This is a genomic window from Pedobacter sp. Bi126, from assembly GCF_918698245.1.
Classification (GTDB): domain Bacteria; phylum Bacteroidota; class Bacteroidia; order Sphingobacteriales; family Sphingobacteriaceae; genus Pedobacter.
This window is the reverse complement of sequence record NZ_CAKKMS010000002.1, coordinates 651,417-665,861: the sequence shown is the minus strand read 5'-3', so window position 1 is coordinate 665,861 and position 14,445 is coordinate 651,417. Positions and strand designations below refer to the sequence as shown.

Below are 14,445 nucleotides of genomic sequence, written 5' to 3'. Positions count from 1 at the left end.
GCAAAAACGCTATGCCATAATCAAAATAATGATTCATGTCAACAGCAAAATTGATAGTCAGCTATTCCTGGCCATTTAACTTTCCACTATAAAAAGCGTCTTAATAGGTAGCAAAGGATATTCATTCCCGGTGCAATAACCGATAAGGTCTTTTTGTATCGCATCCCATTTGAAACCCGGCCTTACCAGCCTATAGTTTTCTTTACTTACCCCTGCAACATAACAATATCCAAAAGGCGATCTGTAAATCACATTCCCCCTTTGTGCCTGGCTTTGATGATTGCCCTTAACCACATTTTTCATTGTCTGTTGATGTGCCGGGAATAGCGTTTTCATAAAATGCAGCAAGTGCTCACGTTGCTTTAATACGGGTTTTACTATCCTGGACAGCTTGACATCAAGTTTAGTTAGAATTTCTCCAGGTATCTCCTCCAACTCATATAAGTCCTTCGGAATAAGCAGCCTTAAAGTATTGAGTATCATAACATCACCATAATGCCAATTATTACCAATCCAGTAGGTGTTGATGAGCAATGCGAGTCCCCCGATCATTGCCTCCTCCCTCAACGCATCATATTTTTTAGCTAAGACCGCATTGTCGTACTGCTTGGTTCCCGCCTCGAGCAACAGGATAAATTGTCCGACAATTTCGATGAGATAATTCTTTACACTGTTTACTTTATTCTTGCTATCCAGTGGCAGGTATTCAAATAAACCATCGCTTTCATTGCCTGAAAAATCTTCAACCTTTCCACCGTAGTCCTGCAACAGTTCAAGGGCAATCAGGTACCTGCTAAAATCCTGAATGGACATTAGACAGTCTTCGCCATTTCTCCTGGCCTCAAGTAGGACGAATAACTGGCCAGAAACTTTATCCAGATACCTGATCAATTTTCTCCTTTCACGTTCGATTGCCGACCAAGGCCGTATCTTCCGCGGCAATTCAGTCACATCTCCTCCATCGGGTTCCGGCCCCAGTTGTTCACTGACATCGATATCCGAATCCGCTTCACCCTTAGGTTTTGAGAATTTCAGGAATTCCAGTATGCGCAATGAGCTTGAATTTAAAAGTAACTGCTGAGCCGCCTTATCGGCCTGAACTATGGTATAAGAGCTCAATTCATAACGCTCTTTGATATTGTTCTTTTCAAGTACCGGTTTATCATTCCTTGCTGCATTGGCTATTTTAATAGGCATTTCAGCCTCTTCATTCATCGCATAGTTTAATAAATCGAACACCCTGCTGAAATCGCCACCCTGCATCTGGTCATATATTTGTTCGATACGTTTGTGTATCGGATTTGGATTCCCTTTAGAGAGCAAGGTGGTATCGCTCAAAAGCACTTTATTGGATAAAGGTTCGTTATCTTGGTTACAAAGCTGGATAAATTTAAAAAATACCTGCGGCAGGTTTGATGTAATAACCCTATCCCCAGAAACCTCTCCCGCTGTAGAAAAAACCGGTTCATGTTCGGCGTCCAAAAAACCTATTACAAGCTCCTGACCTTCCTCCGCACCCTTTAAAAATACCTCAAGCGTTCCATGACTTAGCTCAGCCGAAGATAACTTGATAGGATGAGCCTTATGGATCAGCATTTCTGATATCGGTTCCCTAGGTCCTGTTTTAAAAGCCGCAAGTGGCACCGCCATGCTGGCTTTTGGAAAAATCCCGATTTCTTTTGCAATCCCGCCATTTTCAGCGAACAGGATAATCGAGGCTTCCTGATTCGTCCTGCCACCGATATCAAGGCCCATTCCCTCCGGCGTAAGGTTCGCACTCCCCATAAGGACATATTCACCTCCCGTTTTTGCACGGAATATCAATAACTTGGCATGCAACCGTTTTTTCTCACGCTCGCTTTTGCCGGTAATATTACCATTCACATCTTTCCAATGGTAAAAACTTATATTTTTAGTAGCTTTTAGTTTTGCTGGTACAGCCCCTTTCTCATCAATCACTACCCGGATCGCTGCTCGGGGGAATTCCTCTCCCAATGCACTGACAACACAGCCGCGCTGGTCATAATACGGAGAGCAGGCCAGGATTTCGGAAATCTCTTGTCCAGAAAGAATAGTTAAAAGCTGTTGCCAGATTGATCGGTCTTGTCGGTTAACCAGCAATGCTGCTTGATAATTTAAACTTGTCGGTAAAAGCATTCCATGTCTATCCCCATTCAGGCCAGCTACCCATGAGGCATAACGATTAACCCAGTCCAACGATTTTTCTTTCAGGATTCCACGTTCCCCTGCCACAATGCCGCTGAGATATTCCCATGCACTGGCAAACAGCGAACCATTTTGAGGATGGTCAGCAGCATAATGAAAAGCCGACCAAAGTTCTTCATTATTCCCGTTCCCAGAACTGGTCAAGTTTCCCGACCCCACTAACAGTAGCCCCTCTTTATCCCCCATTAGCATCCAAATCTTTGGATGAAATATCCCCTTGCCGAAAATAGGGTGTAAAGAATAACCACTGTTCAGGGATAAGTTGATATCACGTGTCTGTTCGAGTAAATCTGTATAATACCTGCCATCGATGAGTACATTTATATTACGTATGCTGGCTGAGCGCAATGTCCTTAGCACCTTGGACTCAAAAAAATAAAAGTCAAAACTAAAGGTAGTTAATATACAGGAATGGTACCGTCCCGAACCAATAAGGTCCAACACACTTTCTTTATTGATCATCGCCAAAAAATTGATGAGACAATTGGGTTAATTCATTGTTTGCGTCAATCACCTGCATATCAGCCAATATATTTCTGATTGCGGTAAATCTCGGGGAAGTAAAGTTTGGGGGATAGATTTCCACGAGCCTAATATATCCCTCATCTATAATGAACTTCTGGGTGGACTGTTGTCCGTTCCCCATTTTCCTCAGTGCAACAAACTGATGGCGGTTGATGATCTTGTTGTTCAGAAAAAGTTCAATAAAAGCAGCTAAAGATTTTCCAGAAAACCGCAACAGGTAGCTGAGTCCCTGATGAAAATCCCCATCCCGGATCAATTTACGCACCTGTATAAAATTGTACAGCTCATCAAGTTCATTCCGGTTGTGCTTCAAGGTAACCATCAGTGACAGAAAAGCATCCCTTGCCGCCAATACCGTCGATGTCCCCTCCTTTGCTGGGAAGCTAAAAAGCAAGCCGTTTTCGCTCAATCCTTCGCCGTCTATCAAATCCAGGATATCCTGCAATAATACAGCTTCAGAATATCCAATATCCAACAATTTACAAATCTCAGCAGCAATATCATCGGACATATCCTTGATATAGAACGATAAATACTGTTCAACGGAGCGATTGGCCAGGTCCTGTAAAATAGACCAAAAGATAAGTCCACAAGCAAACTGCCAATATTCATTGATCTGGTAACAATACCATCCCATTGCTGTCTCGTCCTCAGAAAGCTTACCAGCATAACATGCAGATAAAAGCAAGGCCGGATCGAATTTGCCCTCTTGCTGCCTAGCTAATTGGATCAGGGAAAGAATCGTATCCCTTCTATGGTAGCCCAGCTCTTCATTTTCACCAAAGGGATCATCGGGGCCAAGAAAAGCAGTCCTATAGGCACCCCATTCTAGCGTATCACTGTCAACCGTAGAGATGGCCAGAAAACGGATAAAAACATCAATATCTTTTTTATATAACCTTCCGTTCTTTACCGATTCATAAAATAGATTCCTAAAGGCATCGTCAAGTTCGATATCAAAACACCACGCATATTGCTGTCCACAAGTCCCCTCCTCCCTTTCTGTCAGCCGAAAGATTGTGTCTCCTTCTGCATTACTGGCCCTCTGAACCAAACCAAGCGCACGCATTGCTCCAAAATAATACTGCCCAAAGGCACCTGTGTGAAATTTCCAGTAGGTCGAATCAGATTTGTCCTGATCAGCCCCAAGTTTAAGATCATAGAATCCTTCTTCATTAGACTCGATCATCCCGGAAGCAAAAGTGCTGCCTGTGATCTGTTGAACCTCTGGATAATTATCCTGCATAATGATGGCAACCAGCAGCTCTGCCCTTCGCATAAAAGCACGTTGATGGAATGAGTTACCTGTCTTTTCCCTTTTGTGATAAAGATCAATCAGCCAGCAATAAAAACCATAATACCTTGCCCTGTTAGTCAGGTTGGTCACTCCCGGTAATAACCAGGTATATAGCGCCTCAGATGTAGTCTGAAGTCCGAGTGGATCCAGGCCTGTGATCAGGTTTACCGGCCTTCCCCAAAACGGCGCCAATGCAGAACCTTTATTGAGTTTCATATGTCTTTTCTATTAGGATTAAAGCTTGCCTTACATGTGAAACCTGATGATTTTGAATTGATTTGCATTCCAACCATTTGACAGTATCTGCGATAAAAGAGAAGAATTTCATGGGTTGGGGCCGGGATAAATTTGATATTGATCATGAGCGTTATTTTGAACCTAAAATAGAAAAAAAAGCGTTGCCAGTGTAATATTACCTAGACATTAGCAGATTATCATGGCCAATCATGTTGACATAAATCATTATGATCAATCCAAGAATAAAAAATACCGACAATTTTGACCGAAGAAGAACCGGGAGTACTTGCAGATGCAAATAAAAACGTATTTTGGTCTATCTAAACATTTCTCTTAATATGACTAATAAATCCTCTCTTGAGCCAGCCTCTGGCAGGCGAAAAGCCAAATCAACCATTGACCTGATACCCGAAACTATTTAAGATAATACTATCGGCCAATAAGGAACTCGCAAACACTATATTGATAAATACATCTGAGCCCATAAATTAGGAGAACGCAGAGTTAATGGCTGACTAACCTGGATCTGAAACACGGTGCACTCTACGATAAAAAACGACCTCAATGAAAACCAATGAAACAATGCCTTCTAGATCACTTGCAGAAGACTTCAACCGGAGAGAGCTAAACCTTAAATTATCTCCCTTTCACATTGAGTCCCTTTTTGAGACTTCAACTGACGGAAAAATCTCGCTATTCCGATTCCTGGATATCCTGATTACCAAGGAAACTATAAAAAAGGAGTTCCGTTCGGTCCTTTACGAAAATCATTTTAACTATTTTGAGGGCAATATATTAATGACCTTAAAACAGCTCCAGGACAAATTCGGGCGTGATAGAGAACGTTTTCGACAATTACGCGAGATAAACCTTCAGGATTTCAATTCCCATTTCGCCTTTACACGGTTGCTTCACCTCAATGATGAATTTGAACCTAACCCCCGAGCAGACTTTTTGGAATACAACGCAGACGAAATACATATAATCAACGGCCAGGCAGCCACAAGATTTACGGGTATCTTTATTACTAAAATCGCCGCTCTTTTACTCAAAGAAAGCCATAAATTAATCGGTGAAGAATCCTATCCTGGCAATAAGAGGTGGAATAATCTTTACCTTATTAAAAATGAACTAAGCGAGCGCTTTAAATTCCAAGAATGCATCGATTTTATCAGGGAAAACAGCAAAGTCGTAACCAAAAGGACCGAGATCAGCTTTAATGATTTTTTTTTCGAATTCAGTATTGGAAATTTAAGCCCTTATCAAGATAGGGTTATTCAAATCTGCGAAAAACTGATGGCACATGAGCTTGGGCCGAACAGGTTTATTTCAGGAAATGTCATCTTCCCGAGAACAAAAAAAATGCAGGTATGGGAATACGTTGAAGATGCATTACGGGCTATGCCAATAGAAAGATTAGGTCACCCGGTAGAGGATATCTATAAAAAAGCTGTAGAACAATATCCAGGTATGAACTATACCGTTGCCTCTTTACAGTCGGCAATGAAACACCCACTTTTTATCCATTTTGGCAAAACCAGTTGCTTTGGTCTAAAAGAATGGGAAGAGACCGGAAAAGTCAAGGGCGGTACTATCCAGGAAATGGTAATTGAATATCTGGGGAGCAAACAAACACCCGTCCATAAACTGGAGTTGGCTGATTACATTCAACCCTTTCGGGACACAGATATCACAACACTGAACAGCAATCTTGAATCGAGAAAAAATGACCGGTTTCAGGAATTCAAAGGTGGCTATTGGGGTTTAAATGGTAAAGAATATCCATCAGACTGGGAAGATTATGAAACTGTACCATCTGTCAGCTTTACCTGGTCAAGCATGAAGGCTTCTGAGAACCTGCCATTTGAAGAATTCAAGAAAAAACTGGCCCTTCATCCTAAGAATATCCCCCAAATAGAGGCTGTGTTAAGGGAGAAATTGGCCAACGGACACATAGAAATTGGAGATCAAGGAGAACTTGTCGTAAACACATGGGACGACCATAGAACCGAAAAACAACGCAGAATCAGTGTTGAACCACCCATAGCTATTGAACCACAATTGGGTGGAAAGGTTTATGAAACGCTCGAACTGCGAATCGAAAGCTCCCAAGAGTTGCAAGAACAGGAGTCAATATCAAAATTAGTAATCGACATGAGTGACGCTGATATCAGGGTTGCTTTAGCCAATATTGAAGAAAATAAAGCCAAAAAAATCGAATTCAAGCACAGTGCTTATAGCAGGAACGCATATATAATCCTGCTCATCAAGAAATTAAGGGGTTATCAGTGCCAGATTTGCCCGAGCCAGATCATCAAGAAAGATGGCTCTTTTTATATTGAGGCTGCCCATATTACCGCTAAAAAGTTCAATGGTGAGGAGAGCCTGAAAAACATCATTATACTGTGCCCAAATTGCCATAAAACATTTGATTTTGGTGACCTAAAGATCATCGAACGTTCCTCCAAACATTTACGTTTTTTGCTGAACGGGACTTTACATGAAATTGATCTCTATATATCCGATAAGGTATTGACTTAAACAAACATTAGATTGTTTTGGGACACTGATATTTTCACCAAGACACTGCAACTGGCAGCAATTAATTTAACAAAGTACTGGGTTTAAAAAAAAGATAGATATTGCAATAATGAATACCAAGAAGACTCTCGCCAAAAAAAACACAACAAAAAAAAATAAGACCATCAACTATGATTTTTTAGCAGTTGGATCAGATGTAAATCCTGGTTTAAGGCTATTAGTGTATTAGATACCGAAAACGAACTCATCTCTTGCGCAAAATATGCTAACAAAGGCTATAGTATTGCCTACATCTCAGGAAAAGACGTTTGGATTTTTCGAATAGGCTTAGAAAGACCAGTGCGCTTATATTCAGGAAGAGATCGGGTAAAAACGCTCGAGTGGTCAAAAGATGATCAGTTTCTCGCCATTGCCGATGGCAAAATTATTGTAATTATTGAACTAGCAAGCGGCCATGTCATTGAACATCTTACTGGTCACAAATCCTGGATCAATGAATTACTATATCTTCCGGACAACAAAACCCTTATCAGCGGCTCGGCCGACAGGACAGTGAGATTGTGGGATTTAGAAAGTAAAAATGTAGGAAGAATTTTAACCGAATGTAATGGCATAATAATAAGTCTTGCCCTTGCCCCCGATAAAAACATACTGTCTATCGCATCCCACCAAAACGAAATCGTTCATTATAACCTTAAAGAAAGAGGAGAGGTTGAAAGGTTTATATATGACCATATCCGGGATTCGCAGTTTAGTTTATCGCGTTCCAAGAATCATTTCGCGATTGCTAGCGATGACAAAATATTGATCAACCATGAAGCCCTTTCGGATAACGTTGAGATTGAAATCCATGCCCACACCAATATAATAAACGGCATGACCTTTAGTCCAGATGGACGTTTTTTAATCTCTAAATCACTCGATGGAACGGTAAAATTTTGGGAGACTGAAGAATGGCAATGCATATTAACCATAAAGGAAACTTCCGCCGACATAATACCTGTAAATATTGAGTTCTCTTTTGATGGAGAATATCTAGTGACCAGGTCACACAAAGATACTGCGCTGAGGATTTGGAAAATAGACCTTAATCAACTTTTACTTAACAAAAAAAGGGTTAAACAGGTACGTTATACAACCGCGAAAATCGTTTTGGTAGGCGATTCCGGAGTGGGAAAAACAGGACTTGGCTGGCGGATTTCACAGGGACATTTTAAGGAACATGAATCTACTCATGGGCAACAGTTTTGGGTCGTAGATGATCTTGCGCTAACGCGTACAGACGGAACCGAGTGCGAAGCTGTGCTTTGGGACCTTGCCGGGCAGCCGGACTATCGATTGGTCCATTCGCTCTTTTTGGACAAAGTCGATCTCGCGCTGATCCTGTTTGACCCTACAATTAGAGAAAATCCTTTATCAAGTGCCATTTTTTGGCTTAATCAACTTCAGATGAATAGGGAAAGTCAATGTCCGGCGATACTGGTCGGCTCACGTGTTGACCGCGGTACCTCGACGCTGACCCAATCAGAACTTTCTGACTTTGCGAAAAACAAGGGCTTTACAGGCGGCTACCTTCCCACCAGTGCGAGTACCAACGAAGGTCTTGATGATCTGATGACCAAGATTAGGTCACTTATCCCATGGAACAGTTTTTCGATGACCATTACCACCGTGACGTTTAAGATAATCAAAGAGTACATTTTGGCCCTTAAAGAAAATACTAGCCAGCAATCTGTTCTAGTCACATACGAGGATTTGGAAAGGGCCATCCTTAAAGCGAAACCAGAAATGATGTTTGAGCAGGATGAATTTGTATCAGCAGTGAGGCACCTGGAAAACCATGGTTATGTTTCTGTAATTCAAAATTCACGAAGGGAAGATTTTATACTGCTTTTTCCAGACCTGATCATCAACCTGGCATCTTCTGTCATTTTGGAAGCCCGCAAAAATCCGAAAGGACTAGGCGTATTGGAAGAAAACAGACTGTTGGACGACAAATATGCCTTTCCTGAACTTGACGCGCTCTCTGTAACCGAACGAAAAATTATTATCGATGCCACTGTTTCGCTTTTCCTCAAAAAAGCAATCTGTTTCAGGGAAAACTTTAATGGATCAAACTTTTTCGTATTCCCCTCTCTTATTAACGAGAAAAAGCCGAGTAAGCCACAAGAATCTGTTATTGAAGGTGCTTCCTATATTGTAAGAGGGGCAATTGAAAATGTCTATCCCTCACTTGTGGTACTTCTGGGATATACCAATACATTTATCAGACATAACCAGTGGCAGAACCAGGCTGAATACCAGATCGCCGATAACGAAGTCTGTGGTTTTATCCAACGCAATGATAAAGAGGCAGAAGTTGAGTTTACGCTTTATCACATTGACGATATCCCTTCCCATACTAAACAGCTCTTTCAGAGTCTATTTGAAAGGTTTCTGATCCGAAGGAACATTACCATAAAACGTTACCTGCCGGTAGTCTGTCAAAAATGCCAAGAGCAAATCCAAAGACCCGTTGTGATCGACCGGGTAAACAAGGATAAAAAATCTACATTTTGTCATGAATGCGGTACGGAAATTTCATTAAAAAATGCATTAGAAAACCTAACGTTACAAGAATTTGATGAAAAGGTAGATGATCAAAAACGTATTGCGGATAGGCGGACTTTGTTTGAAACCTCTCTAATCAAATTAAAAAGCCTGCTTAAAACCGAAAATAATATTAACTCCCCGAAGTGCTTTATCTGTTATGCATGGGGTAATAAGGAACATGAAGCATGGGTTCTGCGCTTTGCTAAGGATTTGAAAAGTGCAGGAGTCAACGTGCTACTCGACCGTTGGAACAATCTCCCAGGTTCAAGTATTTCCCAATATGTCGATGAGATTATGTCCAGCGATTTTGTTATTCCCGTTGGATCTAAGCTACTTTCAAAAAAATACGAGTTTACAACACTGGATTCTGTGGTCAAGCAAGAACAACTGTTGATTAATACAAGGCTAAGACGAAAGTCCGTGCATGGGAATACCGTTATCCCTGTATTGATAGAAGGTACACAGGCCGAATCCTTTACCCCTTTTCTTCAGGATGTCGTTTACGTCGATTTCACTCGTGAAGAAAGTTATTTCGTTGATCTTATGAAGTTAATCGGTCAATTGTACGGGCTATCCGATAATGATGACTTTATACGGATCACCATTAACCTAGAAGCGGATTATATATTCGACATTTAACTAGCAAATTTTTGTCGCACAATGGATATTGGCTATTAATAGCCAATATCCATTGTGCTTTATTTAAAACAAACCTAGGGTTTACTGCTAAGTAAGATCTTTGCACTCGGTATAGCCCTAGCCACAAGATACGCTTTATTATCTTTAACGCGGAAAGCAGCCTTGTCCCAAAGTTCCAACTTCAACATCGCCATTGTTCTGACCAATGCAGCTGCTTCAGAGAACTGGGTTCCGTCGGACTTTTTACTGTACCTTAAAGGATCTTTACCCACTCGTCTAGATGCTTCCGCTTCATTGATTGAAGTAAGGTTAAAATGTAGCGGACCATCTTCATCATCGGAAGTTGCCTTTTATTTGCTACTATGTTTATCAGGCTGGCATAAACCAAAATACAATGATCAACCTGCATCGCATCTCACCGTTTCCATTTCAGCAAGTTCGAAGGTAAGGTTCACCGAACGTCCATCAAGCGGTCTGGTACGGTGCTTAACCATTGCAGGAATGGTGAACAGCTGTCCCGGTTTCAACTCAACCGTACGGTTCTCAAGATCAATTAATAAAGTACCTTCAATGCCCATAAAGGTTTCATCACTATTTGGATGGTAGTGCCAGTAAAAGGGCTCTGTCATTACTCCAACTCTTACAACATGGTCATTAAAGAGCGAAAGCGGAATATTTTTGTAGCTGCTTACGCCGGCGGTTTCCTGCTCAATATCAATCACAATAAGCTGAGGTATGGTCCTGATCATTTTTAAAATTACATATTTTCTAATTCAAACCATATTAATAGGTGATTACATCTTTAGTACCCGAGTCATCGCTGACTGAAAGGTGGTGGGACCCCTGGCGCCCATAATGAATATCATACTTTCTGTTCCGATTTATACAATTTATTCTATAAAGCATCGGTTAACTTTGTGAAATTCCTTAATTTTAAATTATAAGCAAATTCTTATGGAACAGAACCAATTGATCAGAATGGATAACATGGGCATTGTTGTGGCATCGCTTGACCATGCAATCTCTTTTTTCAGCGAAATCGGACTGAAACTTGAAGGCCGGGCAACAATCGAGGGAGAATGGGCAGGTAAGGTTACGGGGCTGGGTAACCAGCACGTGGAAGTGGCTATGATGGTTACCCCCGACGGCCATAGCCGCCTTGAAATTTCACAGTTTCTTAGTCCGCTTACCATTTCAGACCACCGCGAAGCACCGGTTAATTCCCTCGGCTACCTGCGTGTAATGTTTACGGTTTCAGATATCGACGAGTTGTTGCCAAGGCTGGAAAAACATGGTGCCATACTGGTTGGTGAAGTTGTTGAATATGAAGACGTTTACAAACTTTGCTACATCAGGGGATCAGAAGGTCTCTTAATCGGGCTTGCGCAGGAGCTTCACAAAAAATGACGAAATTGATAACCCATGGCCTCTTTAAAAGGAAAGCGCATCGGGTCCATCCTTACAGCGACCACACGGCAAGTTCATATCCATCCGGATCAAGGAACTGGAATCTACGCCCGCCCGGGAAAGCGAAGATTTCTTTTGAAATCACACCACCTGCATTAATCACATTTGTTCTTGTCCCTTCTAAATCCTGCGAATAAAGTACAACCAGGATGCTTCCTTTCAATGGCGCTCCGATGGTAAAACCTCCATCTACAAAATCCCCTTCAAAAGCGGTATATTCAGGCCCGTAATCGGTAAAAACCCATCCAAAGGCCGCTGTATAAAATGCTTTGACCTTTTCAAGGTCGCGTGAAAGAAATTCAAGGTACTGTACCTGCTGGTGCTTTAACTTCTGCGGCGTATTGCTCATAATTTTTTTGCTTGATAAGCAAAAATACCTAAAATGGGCTTGCCTCCCAAAAATATTGTTTTGGTTTCAAGATGCTTTCCTAGTCACTGGTACAGACAGCCTTCGCCTGTACCTTTAACCATCCCGTCTTAGGCTTTCAGGCTCATGCCCCCGTCCATTACGATTTCTGCCCCTGTAATATAAGTGGCGTCATCACCACAAAAGAAGGTAACCATTTTGGCCACATCCTCAGATTTTCCGATTTTGCCGAGCGGAATACGGCCGATCAACCACTGGTTAATGCCTGCTAATTGTTCTTCGCTCAGTCCTATTTTGTTCATAATTTCTGTAGCAATAGGGCCTGGACTCACACTGTTCACCCGGATCTGGCGCGGTGCAAGCTCTACAGCTGCAATACGCATCACCGAGTTCAGTGCTGCTTTGCTTGAAGCGTAAATTGAGCTGTTTGCCCCGTCCATATGTGCCGTATTCGAAGAAAGGAATACCACAGAACCACCATCATTCAGCAATGGGATAAATTTGCTCAAGGTAAAATAAGCGCCTTTAAAATTAACACCAAAAATGTTATCAAAACTTTTTTCAGTGGCATCCGCAATGCTGCTCTGCTCCACTACACCCGCATTAATAAACAGGATGTCGATTTTACCAAAGATTGTTCCTACCTCACTCGCCAACCCTTCAATTGCGGTGATCTGGCTCTGATCTGCCACCAATCCTATCGCGCCAAGGTCTGAAGCAGCCTTTTCAACGGCATCTTTTCTCCTTCCGGTAATAATCACCTCTGCACCCAATGCTTTTAATTCTTTTGCCGTGGCATAACCGATGCCGCTATTTCCGCCGGTTATCAGCGCTTTTTTTCCTGTTAAATTGTTCATGATAAAAAAATAAATTTTATACCTCCAAAAATACGGCTGTATTGGTATACTTTTGTAGTCAGTATAACAGAGTATACCAGTTATGGAAACAGAAAAAACAATCCAGATTGCGACAGAGGTGCTGTCCAATCCGCGCAACCAAAAAGAAGAGGTGCAGGCTTTACAGGATACGCTCTATGTGCTCGGGGGCAAATGGAAACTGCCGATCATCAATTCCATCTGTAACGGCAATAAAAGATTCCGGGATATTGAAAGAAGCATTCCGGGAATTACCACGCGGATGCTAAGTAAGGAATTAAAGGAAATGACGGCAAACCAGCTGATCAAAAGAACAGTGATAGACGATACTCCTGTAAGTATTGAATATACTTCTACTGAATACTGCCAGTCTTTTGGTGGTATCATTCTGGAAATGATCAGGTGGGGCAAAAGCCACAGGCAACGCTTGAAGGGAGCTGCTGATTAGGTTAAATGGCTAACAATTTTTATCGGTGCAAAGTTTCATGATCTTAAAAGAACGGGACTAAGCAAATCTATCTTTGTCTTAGCTAAATTGACCAAGAGAAAATCATCTTATTGAGACCAATTTTATCGGGCCAAATGAAAATTGTATTTTTCCAAAAAAACGGCAGATAAATTAAGCACAGCTTAATGCACCAAACATCCTATAAGCACCATATGAACAAAACATTTCTAATTCTTCTTTTAACTTTTTTTACAGCAGTAGTTTTTGGACAAAAAAACAGGCCAAATGAAAGCGACAAAAGTAAACCCTTTGTTTTGGGGCGAATAGACGAAATCCAATCAAAAGAACTGGCCGAGAAAAGAATCCTGAACATTTACCTTCCCGAAGGTTATACACAAAACGATACCACAAAATATCCGATAATTTATTTACTCGATGGTTCTGCAGATGAAGATTTCATCCATATTGTAGGGCTAGTACAGTTTAACAGTTTCGAATGGGTAAATCAGGTGCCTAAATCAATTGTGGTGGGCATTGCTACTGTAGATCGGAAACGGGATTTTACTTTCCCTACCTCCATCGAGGGCGACAAGAAAAAATATCCTACAACAGGCCATTCTGATCAATTTATTTCGTTCATTGAAAAAGAGCTTCAACCCTATATTCAGTCGAAATACAAAACGAACGAGAACAAAACCCTTATTGGTCAATCTTTAGGCGGCTTGCTGGCTACAGAAATCCTGATTAAAAAACCTACGCTTTTTAATAAATACATTATTATTAGTCCGAGTTTATGGTGGGATAATGGCTCGTTGTTAAATCAGGATTCCGAAATAAAGGAAAATATGTTTAAGCAACAAACTGATGTTTACATTGGTGTAGGTAAAGAAGGCCTTACGCCAACCGAAATACCCAGGGTAATGGAAGTGGATGCAAATTTATTGACCGAAAAAATAAAAGGGTTCAAAAACAAAAATGTAAAAGTATATTTTGATTTTTTGCCACAGGAGAACCATGCAACGATAATGCACCAGGCGGTGTCCAATTCTTTTAAATTCCTATACCCGGTAGTGAAAAAAGAATAGGGTTTAAAAAATATCCAACACTAGTGGATACAAATAATGATATACAAATTCATGCTACTAAAACGTTAAAATGAAGGTTTTTGATTAAAAAAGCAATAAAATTTTTTAATTCAAAAAAATAAACGTTAATTAGACATTTATTTATT

The 14,445-nt window shown here is 41.1% G+C and carries 10 protein-coding genes; 5 read left to right on the top strand and 5 right to left on the bottom strand.

Annotation, left to right across the window (positions count from 1 at the left end; all coding sequences use genetic code 11):
- Positions 1-75: 75 nt before the first annotated feature.
- Together LQ201_RS07905 and LQ201_RS07900 are read right to left on the bottom strand one after the other, a co-directional pair.
- On the bottom strand, positions 76-2,688 hold the full coding sequence (locus tag LQ201_RS07905) for a hypothetical protein (protein ID WP_230140994.1): 2,613 nt from the start codon (positions 2,686-2,688) through the stop codon (positions 76-78).
- Positions 2,678-4,264, bottom strand: coding sequence for a hypothetical protein (locus tag LQ201_RS07900; RefSeq protein WP_230140992.1), 1,587 nt, complete (start codon positions 4,262-4,264; stop codon positions 2,678-2,680). Before LQ201_RS07900 ends, LQ201_RS07905 begins: the two co-directional genes overlap by 11 nt.
- A gap of 585 nt (positions 4,265-4,849) precedes the next feature.
- Between LQ201_RS07900 and LQ201_RS07895 the strand changes: the two genes are divergently transcribed.
- Positions 4,850-6,826: an HNH endonuclease gene (locus LQ201_RS07895; protein WP_230140989.1), complete on the top strand. Its 1,977-nt coding sequence runs from the start codon at positions 4,850-4,852 to the stop codon at positions 6,824-6,826.
- Between the two features lie 339 nt (positions 6,827-7,165).
- Positions 7,166-10,057: a TIR domain-containing protein gene (locus LQ201_RS07890; protein WP_230140987.1), complete on the top strand. Its 2,892-nt coding sequence runs from the start codon at positions 7,166-7,168 to the stop codon at positions 10,055-10,057.
- A gap of 398 nt (positions 10,058-10,455) precedes the next feature.
- Here the strand turns inward: LQ201_RS07890 and LQ201_RS07885 are convergent, their stop codons facing one another.
- A complete protein-coding gene (locus LQ201_RS07885) occupies positions 10,456-10,806 on the bottom strand; it encodes a cupin domain-containing protein (protein ID WP_230140984.1) in 351 nt (116 codons plus the stop codon).
- Positions 10,807-11,011: 205 nt separating this feature from the next.
- Between LQ201_RS07885 and LQ201_RS07880 the strand changes: the two genes are divergently transcribed.
- Positions 11,012-11,464, top strand: coding sequence for a VOC family protein (locus LQ201_RS07880; protein WP_230140982.1), 453 nt, complete (start codon positions 11,012-11,014; stop codon positions 11,462-11,464).
- 52 nt (positions 11,465-11,516) lie between these two features.
- Here the strand turns inward: LQ201_RS07880 and LQ201_RS07875 are convergent, their stop codons facing one another.
- Entirely contained in the window at positions 11,517-11,873 is a 357-nt protein-coding gene (locus LQ201_RS07875; protein WP_230140980.1) for a VOC family protein, read from the bottom strand.
- A gap of 128 nt (positions 11,874-12,001) precedes the next feature.
- Positions 12,002-12,748, bottom strand: a complete 747-nt coding sequence (locus LQ201_RS07870; protein WP_230140972.1) for an SDR family oxidoreductase — start codon at positions 12,746-12,748, stop codon at positions 12,002-12,004.
- 82 nt (positions 12,749-12,830) lie between these two features.
- On the opposite strand from LQ201_RS07870, the gene LQ201_RS07865 reads away from it, so the two are divergent.
- Both LQ201_RS07865 and LQ201_RS07860 read left to right on the top strand, forming a co-directional pair.
- The gene (locus tag LQ201_RS07865) at positions 12,831-13,214 is read left to right on the top strand and encodes a helix-turn-helix domain-containing protein (RefSeq protein WP_230140970.1); all 384 of its coding nucleotides are present in this window, start codon (positions 12,831-12,833) and stop codon (positions 13,212-13,214) included.
- 212 nt (positions 13,215-13,426) lie between these two features.
- Positions 13,427-14,299, top strand: coding sequence for an alpha/beta hydrolase (locus tag LQ201_RS07860; protein WP_230140969.1), 873 nt, complete (start codon positions 13,427-13,429; stop codon positions 14,297-14,299).
- Positions 14,300-14,445 lie beyond the last annotated feature (146 nt).